Source organism: Cardiobacterium sp. Marseille-Q4385 (assembly GCF_916618745.1).
In the GTDB taxonomy this organism is placed as follows: Bacteria; Pseudomonadota; Gammaproteobacteria; order Cardiobacteriales; family Cardiobacteriaceae; genus Cardiobacterium.
In genome coordinates, this window is record NZ_OU745373.1 from 2170425 (window position 1) to 2189449 (window position 19025).

General features: G+C 57.6%; 19 protein-coding genes and 2 pseudogenes. 19 read left to right on the forward strand and 2 right to left on the reverse strand.

The window, feature by feature from the left end; genetic code table 11:
• Positions 1-141 precede the first annotated feature (141 nt).
• The 15 genes and pseudogenes from ftsY to LG374_RS10475 all read left to right on the forward strand — a co-directional run bounded on the left by ftsY (position 142) and on the right by LG374_RS10475 (position 12187).
• Entirely contained in the window at positions 142-1470 is a 1329-nt protein-coding gene (gene ftsY / locus LG374_RS10400; RefSeq protein WP_225757628.1) for a signal recognition particle-docking protein FtsY, read from the forward strand.
• A gap of 51 nt (positions 1471-1521) precedes the next feature.
• Entirely contained in the window at positions 1522-2385 is an 864-nt protein-coding gene (gene rpoH, locus LG374_RS10405) for an RNA polymerase sigma factor RpoH (RefSeq protein WP_225757629.1), read from the forward strand.
• 147 nt (positions 2386-2532) lie between these two features.
• The gene (fur, locus tag LG374_RS10410) at positions 2533-2952 is read left to right on the forward strand and encodes a ferric iron uptake transcriptional regulator (protein WP_255594514.1); all 420 of its coding nucleotides are present in this window, start codon (positions 2533-2535) and stop codon (positions 2950-2952) included.
• Positions 2953-3468: 516 nt separating this feature from the next.
• A pseudogene (locus LG374_RS10420) lies at positions 3469-4136 on the forward strand (IS1595 family transposase).
• A 21-nt stretch (positions 4137-4157) separates the two neighbouring features.
• A pseudogene (locus LG374_RS10425) lies at positions 4158-4715 on the forward strand (IS1595 family transposase); the annotation flags it as partial.
• Positions 4716-4771: 56 nt separating this feature from the next.
• Positions 4772-6067 (forward strand): phosphatase PAP2/dual specificity phosphatase family protein, encoded by a 1296-nt coding sequence (locus LG374_RS10430; RefSeq protein WP_225757631.1) that lies wholly within the window; start codon positions 4772-4774, stop codon positions 6065-6067.
• Positions 6060-6440 (forward strand): hypothetical protein, encoded by a 381-nt coding sequence (locus LG374_RS10435; protein ID WP_225757632.1) that lies wholly within the window; start codon positions 6060-6062, stop codon positions 6438-6440. Before LG374_RS10430 ends, LG374_RS10435 begins: the two co-directional genes overlap by 8 nt.
• 206 nt (positions 6441-6646) lie before the next feature.
• Positions 6647-7102, forward strand: a complete 456-nt coding sequence (aroQ, locus tag LG374_RS10440) for a type II 3-dehydroquinate dehydratase (RefSeq protein WP_225757633.1) — start codon at positions 6647-6649, stop codon at positions 7100-7102.
• Between the two features lie 3 nt (positions 7103-7105).
• A complete protein-coding gene (accB, locus tag LG374_RS10445) occupies positions 7106-7573 on the forward strand; it encodes an acetyl-CoA carboxylase biotin carboxyl carrier protein (RefSeq protein WP_225757634.1) in 468 nt (155 codons plus the stop codon).
• Positions 7574-7591: 18 nt separating this feature from the next.
• The gene (gene accC / locus LG374_RS10450; RefSeq protein WP_225757635.1) at positions 7592-8935 is read left to right on the forward strand and encodes an acetyl-CoA carboxylase biotin carboxylase subunit; all 1344 of its coding nucleotides are present in this window, start codon (positions 7592-7594) and stop codon (positions 8933-8935) included.
• A gap of 48 nt (positions 8936-8983) precedes the next feature.
• Entirely contained in the window at positions 8984-9535 is a 552-nt protein-coding gene (locus LG374_RS10455) for a toxin-antitoxin system YwqK family antitoxin (protein WP_225757636.1), read from the forward strand.
• A gap of 16 nt (positions 9536-9551) precedes the next feature.
• The gene (prmA, locus tag LG374_RS10460) at positions 9552-10433 is read left to right on the forward strand and encodes a 50S ribosomal protein L11 methyltransferase (protein WP_225757637.1); all 882 of its coding nucleotides are present in this window, start codon (positions 9552-9554) and stop codon (positions 10431-10433) included.
• On the forward strand, positions 10434-11384 hold the full coding sequence (gene dusB / locus LG374_RS10465) for a tRNA dihydrouridine synthase DusB (RefSeq protein WP_225757638.1): 951 nt from the start codon (positions 10434-10436) through the stop codon (positions 11382-11384). It abuts the gene before it with no gap.
• A gap of 116 nt (positions 11385-11500) precedes the next feature.
• Positions 11501-11761: a helix-turn-helix domain-containing protein gene (locus LG374_RS10470; RefSeq protein WP_225757639.1), complete on the forward strand. Its 261-nt coding sequence runs from the start codon at positions 11501-11503 to the stop codon at positions 11759-11761.
• A 12-nt stretch (positions 11762-11773) separates the two neighbouring features.
• The gene (locus LG374_RS10475) at positions 11774-12187 is read left to right on the forward strand and encodes an SMI1/KNR4 family protein (protein WP_225757640.1); all 414 of its coding nucleotides are present in this window, start codon (positions 11774-11776) and stop codon (positions 12185-12187) included.
• A gap of 112 nt (positions 12188-12299) precedes the next feature.
• On the opposite strand, the gene LG374_RS10480 is transcribed toward LG374_RS10475, so the two are convergent.
• Positions 12300-14294, reverse strand: a complete 1995-nt coding sequence (locus LG374_RS10480; protein ID WP_225757641.1) for a hypothetical protein — start codon at positions 14292-14294, stop codon at positions 12300-12302.
• 182 nt (positions 14295-14476) lie between these two features.
• Between LG374_RS10480 and LG374_RS10485 the strand changes: the two genes are divergently transcribed.
• The 4 genes from LG374_RS10485 (at position 14477) to LG374_RS10500 (ending at position 17529) form a co-directional block, all read left to right on the forward strand.
• Positions 14477-14935 carry a hypothetical protein gene (locus tag LG374_RS10485; protein ID WP_225757642.1) on the forward strand — a complete coding sequence of 153 codons (459 nt, stop codon included), beginning with the start codon at positions 14477-14479 and terminating at the stop codon, positions 14933-14935.
• Positions 14932-15849 carry an oxygen-dependent coproporphyrinogen oxidase gene (hemF, locus tag LG374_RS10490; protein WP_225757643.1) on the forward strand — a complete coding sequence of 306 codons (918 nt, stop codon included), beginning with the start codon at positions 14932-14934 and terminating at the stop codon, positions 15847-15849. Before LG374_RS10485 ends, hemF begins: the two co-directional genes overlap by 4 nt.
• Positions 15850-16317: a hypothetical protein gene (locus tag LG374_RS10495; protein WP_225757644.1), complete on the forward strand. Its 468-nt coding sequence runs from the start codon at positions 15850-15852 to the stop codon at positions 16315-16317.
• Positions 16318-16560: 243 nt separating this feature from the next.
• Complete coding sequence (locus tag LG374_RS10500) at positions 16561-17529, forward strand: dipeptidase (protein ID WP_225757645.1); 969 nt, start codon at positions 16561-16563, stop codon at positions 17527-17529.
• Between the two features lie 622 nt (positions 17530-18151).
• Here LG374_RS10500 and LG374_RS10505 read toward each other — a convergent pair.
• Positions 18152-18944, reverse strand: a protein-coding gene (locus LG374_RS10505) for an IS5 family transposase (protein WP_225756001.1) whose coding sequence is annotated in 2 segments (ribosomal slippage) — positions 18152-18679 and positions 18681-18944 — 792 coding nt in all. Because the reading frame shifts where the segments join, the coding sequence is not laid out codon by codon here.
• Positions 18945-19025 lie beyond the last annotated feature (81 nt).

The following is a 19025-nucleotide window of genomic DNA, read 5'->3' on the forward strand; positions in this document are numbered from 1 at the left end:
GCCGCTTGAACCACAAATCACTGCTATAATCCCGCGCCTTCGGCAGGCGCAGACACGCATCTTACCACCGCCCGCAAGACCTTTCGCCGTACCCCAAACAGTGCGGCCATCCCGCCCAACCCCTCACGGAACATCGCCAACATGGTATTCAACTGGTTCAAGAAACGAAATAAAGCCCAAACCACTACTCCGCAAGAACAAGAAAATAACGCCGCCATCACCGAACAACCCGCACCCTCCCCCGAAGAAAGCCCCGCTAGCGATAGCCCAAGCGAGACAACGGCGGCGTCTGTCGTCAGCGAAGAATCAACAACCGTTACCGCAGAAACCGCGTCAAGCGACACAACTACGGCGTTTGCGGCAGAGGAAACGCCCACAAACGACACTGACGAAACTACACCGAGCGAGGAGGTGGCGGTACCTGTCGTCAACGAAGCACCTGCAGCCATTGCCGCTGAAACCGCATCAAGCGACACAACTACGGTGTTTGCGGCAGACCTAATAAGCGAAATCGCCACCGAACACGACAACACACCCCAGCCGCAGGCAAAACCGAAAAGCGAGGGGGGCTACTTTGCCCGCATCCGTCAGGGACTCGCCAAAACCCGGCACGGCTTTGCCAACCTTTTCCTCGGCAAAAAAACACTCGACCAGGACCTTATTGACGACCTCGAAGCGCAACTGCTCACTGCAGACGTCGGCATCGAAGTCACCACCAAAATCATCGACACCGTCACCCAGCAAATCGACCGCAAAGAACTCAAAGACGTGGATGCCGTCAAAGCCGCCGTGCGCGATCACATGCAGCAACTGCTCGCCCCCTTTGCCCAGCCGCTTGATACCAGCAGCGCCAAACCCTACGTCATCCTCATGACCGGCATTAACGGTGCCGGCAAAACCACCACCATCGGCAAACTGGCACGCCACTTCCAGCAAGAAGGCAAAAAAGTCATGCTTGCCGCCGGCGACACCTTCCGTGCCGCTGCTGTCGAACAACTACAAACCTGGGGGGCGCGCCACAACGTCCCTGTCATCGCCCAAGGCACAGGCGCCGATGCCGCATCTGTCGCCTACGACGCCCTGCAATCCGCGACCGCTCGCGGCGTGGATGTCCTTATTATTGACACCGCCGGTCGCTTGCATACCCAGGACCATCTCATGGCCGAACTGCAAAAAATCAAACGCGTCATCGGCAAACTCAACCCCGATGCCCCGCACGAAACCATGCTCATTATTGATGCCGGCAATGGCCAGAACGCCTTGCGCCAGGCCGAACAATTCCATAAAGCCATGCAACTCGACAGCATTACCGTCACCAAACTCGATGGCACAGCCAAAGGCGGCATCCTCTTTGCCATCAGCGAAAAACTGGGCATTCCCATCCGCTACATTGGCGTTGGCGAGCAGCCGGAAGACTTACGACCCTTTAATGCAAACGAATTTGTGCGCGCACTACTATATGCAGAATAAAACGTAAACGTAAAATTGAACAGAAAAATCAAATATAGGAGCCTTGACATAATGACGACAACAGCACTAACCCTCAGCCACCAAAACTGGTTAACCCCCAGCACCGACATCGACCAATACATCGCCAAAGTCCGGCAAATTCCGGCTCTGGATGCCGACGAAGAACGCCGCTTGGCCATTGCCCTGCAAGAAACCAACGATATCAACGCCGCGCAAACCCTCATCGTCCACCACCTCAAATTCGTCGTCCATATCGCACGCGGCTTTACCGGCTACGGCCTGCCGCTCGGCGACCTCATCCAGGAAGGCAACATCGGTCTGATGAAAGCCGTCAAACGCTTCGAGCCGCAACGCGGTGTGCGCCTCGTATCCTTCGCCGTGCACTGGATCAAAAGCGAAATCCACGAATACGTCATCCGCAACTGGCGTATGGTCAAAATCGCCACCACCAAAGCGCAGCGCAAACTCTTCTTCAACCTGCGCAGCATGAAAAAAAGCATCGGCTGGCTCAACGAAGAAGAAGCGCGCGTGATCGCCGACGAACTCAACGTCAGCACCAAAGACGTCTTCGAAATGGAAAGCCGCATCCACGGCCAGGATATCGCTTTCGAACTTGGCGATGACGACGAAGACAACGACCACTTCAGCCCCTCACAATGGCTGGCGGACAGCAGTGTGGACCCGGCAGAAAGCGCGGAAAACGCCGAACACGACAACCTGATGCAGCGCAAACTTGCCAGAGGCCTGCAATCACTGGATGACCGCAGCCGCGCCATCGTCCAGGCCCGCTGGCTGAACGAAGACAACAAAGCGACCCTGCAAACCCTTGCCGATGAATACAAAGTCTCGGCAGAGCGCATTCGGCAAATCGAACAACAGGCCATGCACCAACTGCGTTCGCACATCGAAGCCTGAGTATTTCGGGAAAGCGGGACAACCGCTTTCCCCCTTCACCTCTAATCACACAAAAAATAACAAAACCCGATCATCTACCGGCAAAGCTGCCGAGAGGCAATCCCCAAATAAAAGAACATGACAACATTACACGGAGACGAAAACGACATGAGTTCTCAAATAAAAAAAGCCGGACTGAAAGTGACCGGGCCGAGGATGAAAATCCTTGAAATCATGGAACGCGAGACTACGGACAACGATCGCCACCTCAGCGCGGAAGACGTGTATAAAATCCTGCTCAAAGCGGATGAAGACATCGGCCTCGCCACCGTGTACCGCGTTCTCACCCAATTCGAACAGGCGGGCATCCTCAAGCGGCACAACTTTGAAGGCAACCACAGCGTCTTTGAAATCGACAACGGCGACCATCACAATCACCTCATCTGTGTGAAAACCGGTAAAGTCGTTGAATTCTATGACAAAGCCATTGCCGAACGCCTCAAAGAAGTCGCACGTGAATACGGCTACGAACTCGAAGACCACAGCCTTATCCTCTACGGCGTTTACAACGAAGATCTCGCCAAATAGTTGCAAACCCGGATGACCAAACCAGCGCTTACCCACAAGACGCTTCCGTAAGGAAGCGTTTTTCACGAATAAACGGCGAAAAATGAATAAAGAATCTGCGGCAACCCGCAGGCTTTGTTCTGCATCAACCTTATGCTGCGTTTCCATACCATTCGTGCTCAAGACAAGAGGGAGGGTGGCCGTGTCATCCGCAAAGCCCATCAGGCGACACTTATAGTTGAATAGATAAAAAAGCGTAACAAGGCGCGCCGCCGTAGACAGTACAGATAGTACGGCAAGGCGGTGCAACGCCGTTACGATTTTTTAGATGTTTAACTATACCGCCTATCAGGTTTCCTTCGCAAAAATTTGGGGGCTGTACTAGATTAGCAGATATGTTACCCTCCAAAGATGAAGATAACACACTGCAAATTAAAGAAAAAAGTACAGAAAGAACTACTCCGTTTTTTTGTGCTAGAAGTTACTGCACGTTCCGCCGCCGATATTTTGGGTAGGGGCTGTACTAGATTAGCAGATATGTTACCCTCGAAATATGAAGATAACACACTGCAAATTAAAGGAAAAAGTACAGAAAGAACTACTCCGTTTTTTGTGCTAGAAGTTACTCACGTTCCGCCGCTGATATTTTGGGTATCCATCCCAATTCGGCAGTCCTGTTCTACCGCAAAATCCGTATAGTCATCAGCCATCGTTTGACCTTGGCTGCCGATGAAGTTTTTGATGGTTCTGTCGAATTGGACGAAAGCTATTTCGGCGGACGTCGCAAGGGCAGGCGTGGTCGCGGTGCGGCAGGAAAGGTTGTTGTCTTCGGCATTCTGAAACGCAACGGACGGGTCTATACAGTTGTGGTAGATAATGCCAAATCTTAAAACTTACTACCTGTTATCAAGAAGAAAATTATGCCTGATAGTATTGTTTATACAGACAGCCTGAGCAGTTATGACAAACTGGATGTGAGCGGTTTTATCCATCACCGCATCAACCATTGTAAAGCGTTTGCCAAGCGCCAGAATCATATCAACGGCATTGAAAATTTTTGGAACCAAGCGAAGCGTGTACTGCGCAAATACAACGGCATTGACCGCAAATCTTTCCCGCTGTTTTTGAAAGAATACGAATTTCGGTTTAACTTCGGTACACCGTCCCCGCAGTTTAGAATCCTGCGGGATTGGTGTGCAATTTAGGGCTAATCTAGTACAGCCCCTTTGGGTATCCATCCCAATTCGGCAGCCCTGTTCTACCGCAAAATCCGTATGGTCATCAGCCATCGTTTGACCTTGGCTGCCGATGAAGTTTTCGATGGTTCTGTCGAATTGGACGAAAGCTATTTCGGCGGACGTCGCAAGGGCAGACGTGGTCGCGGTGCGGCAGGAAAGGTTGTTGTCTTCGGCATTCTGAAACGCAACGGACGGGTCTATACAGTTGTGGTAGATAATGCCAAATCTGAGAGCTTACTACCTGTTATCAAGAAGAAAATTATGCCTGACAGTATTGTTTATACAGACAGCCTGAGCAGTTATGACAAACTGGATGTGAGCGGTTTTATCCATCACCGCATCGACCATTGCAAAGCGTTTGCCGATCGCCAGAATCATATCAACGGCATTGAAAATTTTTGGAACCAAGCGAAGCGTGTACTGCGCAAATACAACGGCATTGACCGCAGATCTTTCCCGCTGTTCTTGAAAGAATGTGAATTTCGGTTTAACTTCGGTACGCCGTCCCAACAGCTAAAAACGCTGCGTGATTGGTGTGAAATTTAGGGCTAATCTAGTACAGCCCCTAAATTTGAGTGCGCTATCGTAAAAGACGACATCCCGTGAACAAACCCGCCTTCATTCCCACCCTGCTCAAACTCGCTGCCGTCGCTGCTATCTTCTACCTCAGCTACGGCCTCACCAACCATTACACCGCGAGCCGCGCCAACGTCCCCGAAATTGCCTACGCCTGGGAACACCACATCCCCTTCCTGTCGTGGACCATCATCCCCTACTGGTCGCTCAACCTCTTCTACGGCCTCGGTTTCTTCCTCTGCGCGAGCACGCGCGAACAACACCGCTACATTGCACAACTGCTCGCCGCACAAGCCATCGCTATCAGCGGTTTTCTGCTTTTTCCGTTGCAAATCAGCTGGGCGAAAGACATCGGCGATGGCCTCTTTGCCGCGCTTTTCCGCTCGCTTGCCGCTTTCGATCAGGCTTACAACGAAATGCCCTCGCTGCACATCATCCTCACCCTTATTGTTGGCCGCTTCTACTGGCCGAAACTGCCGCCGTGCTTGCGCCCGCTGTGGTTTGCCTGGTGCCTGCTCATCGGCGCCTCGGTGCTCACTACCTACCAGCATCACTTCATTGACATCCCAACCGCGCTGCTCGCCGGTGCCCTCATTCTCTGGGCACTGCCGTGGCAGGGTACCTCACCGCTACGGGCGCACGAGCCCATGACCCCGCGCCGTCGCCGCTTTGCCCTGCTTTATCTCGCCCTCGCTATCCTCATCGCCCTGCCGGCGCGTTGGGGCGGTGCCTGGCTGTGGCTACTCTGGCCTGCGACCTCCTGCATTATCCTTGCCGCCGGACACGCGCGCCTCGGTGCCGCCATTTGGCAAAAACGGGCGGACGGGCGTCCGACACTCGCCGCCCGCCTGCTACTCACGCCCCTACATCTCGCTTACCGCCTCAACCAGTACGCCTGGTTACGCGGCCATGCACGTGACACCGCCGCCCTCACCCCACGCCTGCACCTCGGCAGCATCCTCGCCGCCGATCAATACCATGCCGTGGTGGATACCTGCGCCGAATGCAGTCCGCGCCACCGCCCTACCCATTATCACAGCGAACCCATGCTGGACATGACTGCGCCTGACCCCGCCGCCCTCAACCGTGCCGCTACGGCCATCGAAGCCTTCCTCAACGCGCAACCTGACCCCGTCCTGATCTGCTGCGCCCTCGGCTATGGTCGTAGTGTCGCTGCTGCCCTTGTTTGGCTGGTGCGCTACGGCGGGGAAAACGATGTGGACAGCGCCTTGCGCCACATTCGCCGTGTCCGTCCACTCGCCCGTCTGCCGGAGGAAACCCGCATAGCCGTCGTACAAGCGCTGGAAGATGCCAATGAATGACCTGCTGTACACCACGACGGCGCTGCTGGATGCGACGCGCCGCCTGCTACCGTTCAATCTGCTCCTGGCCGCACTAAACGGCTGGCGTGCGGATAGCATGCTGACGCTAATCGTGTGGGCACTGCTGACCTTGGCAGCGCTATGGCTGCATTGGCGTATTGCCTTCGATGTTGCCGTCTTTCGCCGCTGGATGAATGAAAACGCTGATGACATTTCCGCCTTTGATACTGCGCTTGCCGACCTGGGTCTGCGTCGTACCCGTCCCCATGTTCCGTTGGCAGAGCGCTGCCGTGGTGCCGCGCGTCTATGCAAGCGACTGCTGCTGCTCACACTGTTGCAAACCGTGGCAACCGTCATTACCGCTTGTACCTGAAAACAGCTGATCGGCCTACGTTTGCAACTGTCACCACAGCAACAGAAACTGCCTGCTACGGTGCTTAAGCGAGCCGTCAAAACAGTACGGCTTTCCCGATGAAGCCGCTATAATGCCCGCCTTTCAAGCGACGCCTGCGGCCTAACCCAAAGCCCCCTTTTCGCAGGCGATACCGCGACCATCCCACCCTGAGAACCCAACACCCTATGGCGCTAATATTTGTCATTAACGGCCCCAACCTGAACCTGCTCGGCAGCCGCGAGCCAAAACACTACGGCAATAACACCTTGGAAGACATCGAACTCCGTCTGAAAGGCATGGCGCAAGACCTCGGCCACCAGCTCGAACACATCCAGCACAATCATGAAGGCACCCTTATCGACCTTATCCACGAAGCGGGTAAACACGAAGTCGATTTCATCATCATCAACCCCGCCGCCTATACCCACACCAGCGTCGCCATACGCGACGCACTGGCTGCTGTTGCCATCCCCTTCATTGAAGTGCATCTTTCGAACATCTACCGCCGCGAAGCTTTTCGCCAACATTCCTATTTCAGCGACCTCGCCCTCGGCGTCATCAGCGGCCTCGGCGCGACCGGTTACGAACTGGCGCTCACCGCCGCCCACCACTACCTAACCCAACCCAAACAAGAGACCTGACCCATGGACATCCGCAAAATCAAAAAACTCATCGAAATGCTCGAAGCGAGCGGCATTGCCGAACTCGAAATCACCGAAGGTGAAGAATCCGTGCGTATCAACCGCTACGGGCAAATGCCGCCGATGATACCGCCGCCTGCGCCTTACCCCATGCCCTATCCGGCCGCGCCGCAAGCGCCCGCCGCGACCCCTGCGCCTGCTGCCGAGGCCGCCCCTGCCGGCAAGCCTGCACCGGATGGCAAACTCATCCGCTCACCGATGGTCGGCACCTTCTACAACGCCCCCGCGCCCGATGCCGACCCCTTCATCAAACTCGGCGACGACATCAAGGCGGGCGACACCGTCTGCATCATCGAAGCCATGAAAATGTTCAACCGCATCGAAGCCGACTTCGGCGGTAAAGTCGTGGAAATCCTCGTCGAGAACGGACAGCCGGTCGAATACGACGAACCCCTCTTCGTCGTCAAATAAGCCCCGGGGGAAACCGCCATGTTCCAGAAAGTGCTGATTGCCAACCGTGGGGAGATCGCGCTGCGTATCCTGCGCGCCTGCCGCGAAATGGGCATCGAAACCGTCGCCGTGCATTCCAAGGCCGATGCCGACCTGAAGCACGTCGTCCTCGCCGACGAATCCGTGTGTATCGGTCCGGCGCCCTCGTCCGAAAGCTACCTCAACATGCCCGCCATTATCGCCGCCGCCGAAGTGACGAATGCCGACGCCATCCACCCCGGCTACGGCTTCCTCTCGGAAAATGCCGACTTCGCCGAGCGCGTCGAACAATCCGGCTTCACCTTCATCGGGCCGCGCGCAGAAACCATCCGCATGATGGGCGACAAAGTCGAAGCCATCAAAGCGATGAAAGCCGCCGGAATCCCCTGCGTGCCCGGCTCGGACGGCCCGCTTAGCACTGATCCGGACGAGATCCGCGCGACCGCCGAACGCATCGGCTACCCCGTCATCATCAAGGCGGCGGGCGGTGGTGGCGGACGCGGCATGCGCGTCGTCAAAAACGCCGACGAAGTCGTTGATGCCGTACGCCTCACCAAAACCGAAGCGCGTCAGGCCTTTGGCAACGACATGGTGTACATGGAAAAATTCCTTGAAACCCCGCGCCACATCGAAATCCAGGTGCTCTCTGACAAACACGGCAACGCTATCCATCTCGGCGAACGCGACTGCTCCCTGCAACGCCGCCACCAGAAAGTCATGGAAGAAGCGCCCGCTCCCGGCATCACCCCCGAACAACGCGCCAAAATTGGCGGCATCTGCGTCGAAGCCTGCAAACGCATCGGTTACCACGGCGCCGGCACCTTCGAATTCCTCTACCAGGACGGCGAGTTCTACTTCATCGAAATGAACACCCGCGTCCAGGTCGAACACCCCGTCACCGAAATGATCACCAGCGTGGACATCGTGCGTGAACAAATCCGCATCGCCGCCGGATTGCCGCTTGCCTACACTCAGGACGACATCCACATCCGGGGGCACGCCATCGAATGCCGCATCAACGCCGAAAACGCCAAAACCTTCATCCCCTCGCCGGGTAAAGTCAGCGAATTTCACGCACCGGGCGGACTTGGCGTACGCGTCGAATCCCACCTCTACGACGGCTACACCGTGCCGCCGCACTACGATTCCATGATCGGCAAACTCATCACCTGGGGCGACACGCGCGAAACCGCCATCGCCCGCGCCAAAATGGCGCTGCGTGAACTCGTCATCGAAGGCATCAACACCAACATCGAACTGCATCAGGATTTGCTGGACGACCCCACCGTCAACCACGGCGGCATGGACATCCACTACCTCGAACACAAACTCGGCCTCGCCTGACAGCACACAGCACTGCCCCCGCTTGCGGGGGCAAAACACATCTGCACCATGAAAACTATCCTGACCATACTTGCCCTGTTCAGTCTCACTGCCTGCGAGAATCTGGATACTGTTCTTGATACCTACGAAGGCATGTACGCCAACGCCCAAATGACCCGTGACATCCGGCAGGCTGAAAAACAGCAACAGGAAATGCAACAAAAAGCCCGGCAAGCCAAAACCCCCGCCGATTGGGCAGCACTCTTACCGCCAAAATCGGCGGTCAATGCTGCTATAAAAAACAAACCTGCCGTACCGGTATGGCATGACAAAGATCTGAAGCTTGGCGAAGGCGAACAGACTATTCACACCAGCTATGGCCGCTACATGAAAACCGTTATCCGTAACGGCATCATGGATAACTACGCCGATGTGTACGAAGCCGACGGCACACTGCAATCGCACACCCCGTTAGTCAATGGTATCCCGCAAGGCTGGTCGGATGGTTATATCGCAACCACCGGTGTCCGCACTCGTCTCTACTATCAAGATGGCAAAATTACCCGCTGGCAGCGCTACGCACCCGACGGACAACTTATCGACGAAGATACTGTCCCATAACTCTAAGGAAAATCCCATGCCCCACCAAACCTGGCTTGAACTCACCCTTACCGCCCATAGCGACGCCGAAGCTGAGCAGCTCGAAGCCGCGCTGGAAGCAAGTGGCGCCATTGCCGTTACCTACACCGCCTCCGACGACGAAGAAATCTTCGAACCCCCTATCGGCACCACCCCGCTGTGGCAGACCACGCGTGTGACCGGCCTTTATCCACTAGACAGCGACCGTGACGCCATCCTCACCGTCCTGCGCGCCGCTCTCGGCGACGACTACCCCATCGCTGAACACCTCCTGCACGACAACGACTGGGTGCGCGCCTGGCTTGACCACTTCCAGCCTATCCCCTTTGGCAACGGCTTTTGGGTGGCCGCGACCGAACACACCATCCCCGAAGCGGATGCCACCGTGTTGCGTCTTGATCCCGGCCTTGCCTTCGGCACCGGTACCCATCCCTCCACCGCCATGTGCCTCAACTGGCTGGTGCATCACGACCTGCACGGCAAAACCGCCTACGACTACGGCTGCGGCAGCGGCATCCTCGGCATCGCCGCCGCCCTGCTGGGTGCAACGCACATCTGGCAGACCGACATCGATCCGCAGGCGCTCACCGCCAGCCACGACAATGCCGAAAAAAACAACGTCGCCGCGCGCATCACCCTCTGTGCCAATCCGGATGATGCGCCACAAGTGGACCTCATCATCGCCAACATCCTCCTCGAACCGCTGTGCGCCCTGCGCCCGCAATTCGAAAAACACCTGCATGCCGCAAGCCGCCTCATCTTTGCCGGTCTGCTCGAACGCCAGGAAGAACGCATCCACGCCGCTTACGCCGACGCCTACCACATCCGCCGTGCCGACGAACGCGACGGCTGGATACTGCTCGAACTCCAGCGCAAATAAATGCTCAGCCTTGGCCGCTTCAGCTACCCCTGCCCCGTCATCCTCCTTGCGCCGATGGCCGGCGTCAGCGACCTGCCTTTTCGCCGCCTCTGCCAGGCGAACGGCGCCGATTACAGCACCGCCGAAATGGTCAGCGCCAAGCCTGACCTGCTGCACACCGACCTTGCGCAAAACCGCCTGCAATTCGATCCCGACCCGCACTACCCAAAAATCGTCCAGCTTGTCGGCGGCGACCCGGCACTGATGGCGGAAGCGGCGCTCCTCATGCAGGCCAAAGGCGCGGACATCATCGATATCAACCTCGGCTGCCCGGCGAAAACCGTCGCCCGCCAGCAGGCAGGCTCGGCGTTGCTCGCTGATCTCGGCCAAGTCGCGAAAATCCTTGCTGCCGTCAGCCGCGCCGTATCCATCCCCATCACCGTCAAAACCCGCCTCGGCTACCACGATGACCAGCCGACCCTGTTTGAACTCGCCGCCATCGCGGAAGATAACGGCGTCGCCGCCCTTGCCGTGCATGGCCGCAGCCGCGCGCAGAAATACAACGGCACCGCCGACCATGCCGCCATCGCCGCCCTAAAAAATCGTACCCGCCTGCCCATCATCGCTAACGGCGACATCCGCGATGCCGCGCAAGCGAAAACCCTTATCGACCGCTACGGCTTCGACGGTCTCATGATCGGTCGCGCCGCCCTCGGCGATCCGTGGCTCTTCGCCCGTTGCCAAGCGGCGGTGAACGGCATCCCTACGCCCGCTGCCGACAAAAATGCGCAAATCCGCACCCATCTGCACGACCTGCACCAGCACTACGGCGCGCAAGCGACACGCATCGCGCGCAAACACCTGCACGCCTACCTGCGGGATCATCCTGCCTATGCCGCGCTGCGCGACGCTATCAATCACGCCGCCGATCTCGCCGCTCAACACGCTGTCCTCAATAGCGCCGCGATATAGCAAGCGCTGGATAGCCATTCCGGAAATCCAGCTGGCAAGATGCACCAACACCGTCAGATTATTTTCCGGGATTGGTTATATACTGCGCGCCCCATGCCGCCCCTTACCCCCTCCCCATGAAAGCAACCACTATCCGTGCTGCCATCGAGCACAGCATTGAGCAGTATTACGCCATGCTCGAAGAAGACGAACACCCGCGCGAAGCCAGCGGTCTCTACCACCTCATCATTCACGAAGCCGAACACGCCGTGATCAGCCATATCATGCTGCGCTGCGAGCACAATCAGAGCCAGGCGGCGAAAATCCTCGGTATCACGCGCAACACCCTCAAGAAAAAGCTCGACGAGCACCGCATTCCCTATCCCAAGCTCAAATAACAAGGCATCCTGATGAACCTCGACACCTACGACCTGCCCGACAGCTATCGCGCCTATATGGCGACGCGTGACCCGGCCGTTGACGCCTACTACACCTTCCGCGAGCGCAAACGCCCGCAGAAAGACATCCGGACCTACTGCCTGTGGTCGCTGCGCACCCTCGAAGAAAAACAGCCCGTTATCCGCACACCCCTCTATCAGGAGTACTGGGTGCAACGGCAGCAGGCCAAACACCTGCGCAGCAAAACCGCGTTTGCCTTCGGTCATGCCACAGACGGCGACGGCATCCTTTTCTTCCATCCTGAAAACCACGGCGTATGGGAAATCGCGACGAACGATAGCGCCCGCTTGCTCGCCGCTACCTTTGCCGATTTCTTTGAGCGGGCGGTGTTTGACCGCGAAGTTGATCTGCGCAATTTCTTCTGAATCCGCCTGCGTTATCCGGCGACCGATTCACCACGGTCGCTTTTTTTTGTTCTTATTGCGAGCACAAGCGGATGCGTAGGGCCTAGGCAGGACAAGCGTCCTGCGCCCGCCGTCAATCTCCCCCTGCTTCCGTCTCCAGCGGCGGCAGGCCGAATACCGCCCGGTAGTAATCCTCGATGGTTGCAGTGGCATCCAGGGTGATATCGCTACCGTGGCGCAAATAATCGTCCGCCGCGCGGCGTGATTGCGCGCCAAAGTGCCCGTCCACGGTGAGCTGGTAGCCCTGGCGGGCGAGGAATTGCTGAATCCGTCGTGCTTTTTCCCGCTCGTCCATAACGGTCGCTTGTGTTGTCGCCGCCTGCGGCCGCACCGTCACTTCCGCTGCCGTCTCTGTCGTTGCCGGTTCCGGTACCGTTTCCGGCTGTGGCGGCGGTTCCGGCGGCAGGCGGAACAGGTTTTCGCAGATCCGCGTCGGCATGTAGGGGCAGATGTCTTCACTCATGGTGCGGCGGATGTTGTTCAGCCACACGCTATCCGTACGCGGCACGAGATCATGCGCTGCCAGCGCGCCATAGAGCGCGGCAGCGATGCCCAGATTGCGCGCCGTGCGCAGCAGGCGGCGCATGATGATGCCGTTGCGCAACTCCTGCCAGTATTCGCGAGGCACTTTGCTGCGCCGATACAGGGTGAGCAGCGTGCTGCTCAGCCAGGCGATGCCGAGCGGTATGACCACCATCAAGACAACGCGCACGGCGGTATCGAATACGGCAAAGAAGGGCCGGTCGGCGAAGTGGGTTTCCATCTGCGCTTCCGCGTACAGGGTCGCGTAAAGCAGGGTAGGCGCGGCAAACAGCCACCAGACTCCGGCGGCATGGGTCGGCGAAACTTTATCGAGAATGCGGTTCAGGTAGGACGCCAGTTCTTCGGCCATTTCCGTGCTGATGAAGCCCTGGCAGGCTTTTTTCATGGCGGCGGCCAGCGCGGCGGCGGAATGATCCGGCGTTCTCGCCATGTCGCGCAGGACGCTGTCCAGCACCGGCTGTCCGGCGTGGCGGTAGAAGAAGGCGACGGCTTTGCTGCGCTTGACGATGCCCGTCAGCGGCACAGCATCCGCCAGCCAGTCCAGTTCCAGGGCAAAGAGGTCGTCGAAAAAGGCGGGGCGCACATAGGGATGGGGCGGGTTGGCGAAGGCGTAGCAGGTGTAGGTGTTGCCCTTCATCAGGGCGCGGTTCAGGGTGAAATCAAGGCGCAGCGCGATGCTTCTGCCCGAATAGGCAAAGAGGTGGCTGCTGACGCCGTTCGGACAATGGCTGGTGAGGTCAAGCGGGATTTTCTGGCGGCAAAAATCCGGCCCTTCCTGCATGAGCAGCGCATCCAGCACATCATGCGCGAAGCGGGTTGTGGTGCCGATGGTGTATTCCGGCGCCGCCCGCGCCGCGATGTCGCGCGTCAGCATGAAAAAACCATGTCCGCCGCAGTGCTCGCAGCGCACCGCACCTGCGCCAACGCAATCGGCACAAGTCATCTGGCCGCTGCCGCTGCATGTCTCGCAGACGTGCTGCACCGTGCGGCTACCGCTGTATTGCCCGTCACGGTATTCCGGCACCTGCTCGCTGTGCTGCCCGGCACCGCCGCAGGTGGTGCAGGTTTGGCGACCGATACCGCCGCAACGGCGGCAGGTCGTCCGTCCCTTGCCCTGACACAGCGGGCAGTCTTCCCGCACGGAAAGCGGCGCGAAGCGGTGAAAGACGGTTTCCTGCAACGACTGCGCCAGCCCCTGCCGCCCCGCCTCGCTGAGGCTATTGATAAACGGTTGGCGCAGCGCAGTGCCCGTCTGCGCCTGGTGCAGCAGCGCCGCCGTTTCCCGCTCGAAAGCCTCCATGTCCTCACCGCAATGCCGCGCGGCCATTTCGCCACCGGCAATGCGCCGCTCCTCGACATCACCGCTGAAACGCCACACCACGTTCAGCTCGACGGTGAACGCCTCGGCCTCATGCGCCACCTCTTGCACCTCCTGCGCATCCACCTGGTTGCCATGCGCCAGATTCTTGAGCTGGCGCAGCAAGGTGGCGGCCAAATCCTCCGAGTCATAACCCTCAATCAACATGCAGAAAATCCCTGAAAAACAAGGCGGCAAGTATAGTCGTTCCGAATGGAACTGATGCGGCGTTGGTGAGCCTGTTTGAAACGACCCTATGGAAACCCCGCCGCCGGGCGATACCCAAGCGGTGTCTGCGTCGATGGCAGTAATGCCACTATAATTCGGCTCTGTCTCCACCGGTCCCGCTCATGTCGCACAAAACCTTCATCCTTCACTTTGCCGTCGCTACCGCCACGCTCATCGCCGCGATTATCGGCGGCGAGTTCTACCTCAGCACCCTGCTTATCGCCAGCCCCGTTTACTTCGTCCTCTACGGTCTCACCCTCGTCATCCGTTACCGCCGCGCGCCGTTTCGCAAAGCCTGGCTGCATTACCCGCTCCTGAGCCTGCTGCTCTACCTGCTGACTTTCGCCTTCGCCTGGCGCATTTATCACGCCATCGACAGTCTCACCGCCGCGCAGATCGCTGCCTTCCCTGTCTGCCCTGCTGGTGAGACCTGTGTGCCGCAGGTTATCCAATACCGCCGTTACCTCGACAGACACTACCTCTACGAACGCGATAGCCGCTGCGTCAGCCTGCGCAGCCCCGGCTACGCCCTGGTAAAGGCCGACATCCGCCATTGCCATCAGACCCCGGAGCAACCATGAACCCCAGCAACGCCGACATCAGCGCCTTCGCTGCCTACCTTGACGACCTGCAACAACGCATCACCACCGCCCTGACCGCGACAGACGGCAGCCCCTTCCGCCGCGATGCCTGGCAGCGCGACGAATCCCGCCTGCGCGGGCACGGGCTGACGATGGTGCTGCAAGATGGCGCCGTCTTCGAGCAGGGCGGCGTCAATGTCTCGCACATCGCCGGCGAAAAACTGCCGGCGGCGGCGACGGAAAAACGCCCCGAACTCGCAGATTGCGCCTACACCGCGCACGGCCTGTCGCTGGTCATCCACCCGCGCAACCCCTACGTCCCGACCAGCCACGCCAACATCCGCCTTTTCACCGCACATGACGGCGAGCGCGTCCGCGCTTGGTGGTTCGGTGGCGGCATCGACCTCACCCCGTATTACCCGTTTGATGACGACTGCCGCGCCTGGCACCGCACCGCCCATGATGCCTGCGCCCCCTTCGGTGCCGATCTCTACCCGCGCTACAAAGCCTGGTGCGACCGCTACTTCTACCTGCCGCATCGCGGTGAAACGCGCGGCATCGGCGGTCTTTTCTATGACGACTACCAGCCCGCCGACTTTGCAGCAGGCGCTGCCTTCACCCGTGCCGTTGGCGAAAGCTGGCTTGCCGCTTACCTGCCCATCGTCGAGAAGCGCAAAGACACCGCTTACGGCGAGGGCGAACGCGCCTTCCAGCTCTACCGGCGCGGCCGCTACGTCGAATTCAACTTGCTCTACGACCGGGGCACCCACTTCGGCCTGCAAAGCGGCGGCCGCACCGAATCCATCCTGATGAGCCTGCCGCCGCTGGTGCGCTTCGCTTACGACTACCAGCCGGCAGCCGGCAGTGCCGAAGCCCGTCTCGCCGATTACCTCAAACCGCGCGAGTGGCTGTAAATGAGGCCCCTTACCCCGCGCCAGGCAGAACGGCGCCGCCGCCGCGCCATCAAAGACGCCTACAAATGGCAACAATACGAGGACGCACGTTTGCAGGAAGAAAAAACCGAAGCCTTCCTGCGCGAACTGGCGGAAAACGAACGTCGCTGGCAGGCGGTCAGCGAAGAACTGGAAAAATACTTTCTTGACGTTGAGTTACGCGAGCAAGAGAGAAACAATGGGCTGGCAGGTTGTGCTGCCCTCAATCTGATTATCGCGACCCTCTACTATCTCGGGAACCCGGGAAAAACCTTCTCCGCTCCCGCCTGCTACTTCTACCTCTCGCTGATCGTCATGCTGGGCTTGGGATACCGCTGCGCGACGGACCAACAACCGCCATTGTCAACGTGGGGAAACCTGTTTTTTGCCGCATTCCTCACCCTATTTTTCCTGCTAATCGCCTATGGCCTGTACCGCCTGTTCACATAGTGTGCAGTCTTGCGATGCAAGGCGGCTGAACAGTGATTGAATGATCGGGCTGATGCACGGTTAGCCGCAAAATATAGTTAAACATCTAAAAAATCGTAACGGCGTTGCGTCGCCTTGCCGTACTACCTGTACTGTCTGCGGCGACGCGCCTTGTTACGCTTTTTTATCTATTCAACTATACATTCCGGCAGCCCGCCCGAAAACATGGCAATATCGCCGCTGAACCCAATCCTGGAGCCCCATATGAATCACTACTGGTACGCCGACGCTCACAGTTGCCTGCCGCTGCACGGCGACACCGACATCAACCAGCTGCGCCTGCACTACGACGCCGGCGTGCGCTACCTCTCCGTCAACGTCGGCATGGATATGAATCCGCTCACGCAAATCATGACCACCATCGCCGGTTACCGTCGCCAGATAGCCGAAGCGGATTGGCTCGAACTTGCCGACACTGCCGCCGACATCGAACGCATCACCGCGAGCGGCAAACTTGCCCTCAGCTTCGACCTTGAAGGCGCGTTGCCGCTTTTGGAAACCCCGGACATGGTCGCGCTCTACCACCGCCTCGGTGTGCGGCAAATCCACCTCGCCTACAACCGCAGCAACAGCGTCGCTGGTGGTGCTCACGACGAAGGCGGCCTGACCCCGCTGGGCGAGCGTATCGTGGACGCCATCCATGCCGCCGGTATCCTTATGGATCTCAGCCACAGTAACGAACAGACCGCGCTCGACATCTGCGCTTACAGCGGCGACCGCCCCGTGCTGTACAGCCACGCCAACCCGCGCGCCCTCGTGCCGCATGGGCGCAATATCACCGATCGCGCCATTCGTGCCGTGGCGGCCACGGGCGGCCTCATCGCCCTGAACGGTGTCGGCAGCTTCATCGGCGATCTTGAGCTCAAACCCGCTTCGCTCATCCCGCACATCGACTACGTCGCCCAACTCGTCGGCGTGGCACACACCGCTATCGGTCTGGATTACTGCTACGATGACGGTGTACCGGACATTCCTGCCGAGGTGAACCGCCAGTACTGGTGGCCGCCGAGCGCGGGTTACGACCCGAAAAAAGGTCTGAGCGGCAAATACATCAGCCCCGCTGCGCTTGATGACATCCGCGATGGCCTCGCCCAACGCGGTTACAGCGATGCGGATATCCGCGCTATCATGCGCGACAACCTGCTGGCGCTCATCAAGCGGGTATGGCTTTAGGCACGTTAGTTACTCTCACCAAGCAGGATAAGCACGAAACCCGCCTGCTAATAGCGTCATACAGCACCATAACACCTCGTTTCTGGCAAAAGTAAATTGTATCTATGATGAATTGCCTACGGCTGTAGGGTTGCATAATGGGCGTCGATGGTGGATTTGTGACGCTATTCCTCTTGACTAACTCTAAGCTACAAAAAGGACACAACGTTTTTTAACAACTATTTTATTCATTATTTTAAGAATAATTTTGTAAAATTATCCTGCGCATTGAGCGCTTATTTATTAACAGGCGATATGGAGAAAATGATGAATTATTGGCATATGCAAATGTTTCCTGGTAATGCACCTGAATTGGATAAGAATGTACCTTGGATTATCCAAAATCGGAAATTTATAGGTTTAGGTGACTGGGATGAAAAGAGAAATCAGATTGGTGATTTTTGTGAAAGAATGCAAGTAAATGATATTGTTGCCATAAAGAATGGTGCTGAATTTATTGCTTTAGTTCAGATTATTGGTGGAGTTTATTCTATTAAAGATGATGAAGATGAGCGGACTTCATGGATTGTTTATCGTCGGCCTGTTAGGGTACTGGATTGGGAGATTGACGGTAAGAGCGTGTTCATAGTCTTCGTAGCAGGACTCCCAAGAAAGCCAAAGCTACCATTTGCAGACTGGTACTCAACTTACGCTCGCAGTTTTTCCAAAGCCGTCTGTTCTTTTCCAACCAGGAAAAACTGCGCTCGACTACCCATCGCTTTGGCAATACCGCAAAGCGGTGTAATTCGTTTCGTTTGGCAATCTCTACCTCCGCACCAATCAACTCCTGTACTGACGAAGCAAATGCCTTACCCGTGTAACCACCGTCAGCAAGGATTTTTTGTACCGCCCCAAGATTATCCCGCCCACGTTCCAATGCTAGCAGGCAGCCTTTTCTATCCGTAACATCCGCCGTCGTTACCGCAAGCGCATGCGGCAAACCCTGCGTGTCAACCGCTATATGCCGCTTGATACCGCTAACCTTCTTGCCCGCATCGTAGCCTTTTTCCATGGCGGTATCCGTGTTCTTCACACTCTGCGCATCAATAATCAGGAAAGTGGTTGCTTCATGATGCCCCTGCTTGCGGCGCTCCGCAACTACCTGATTTTTTTAATGCTTCCTCAAGGATGCTGATGCCACTCTCGCGTGGCTCAGTCCATCTCTGGAAGTAGGAATGCACGGTGCGCCATTTGGGGAAATCGCCCGGCAAAGCGCGCCAGGAGCAGCCAGTGCGTTGCAGGTAGAGAATGGCACAAAAGACATCGTACAAGTCCACCTGACGTGGCGCTGTGCGTTTACGGGCACTTTCCAGCAGGGGGAGGAGAGGCGCAAATTGCTCGCGACTGATATCGCTTGGGTAGGTTTTTCTGTTCATGCCGATAGTTTACAGCAGAGGCTGAGACAATGAACACGTTCTAAGGAAATAAGGGAATGTCCACAACCACGCGGTACACTC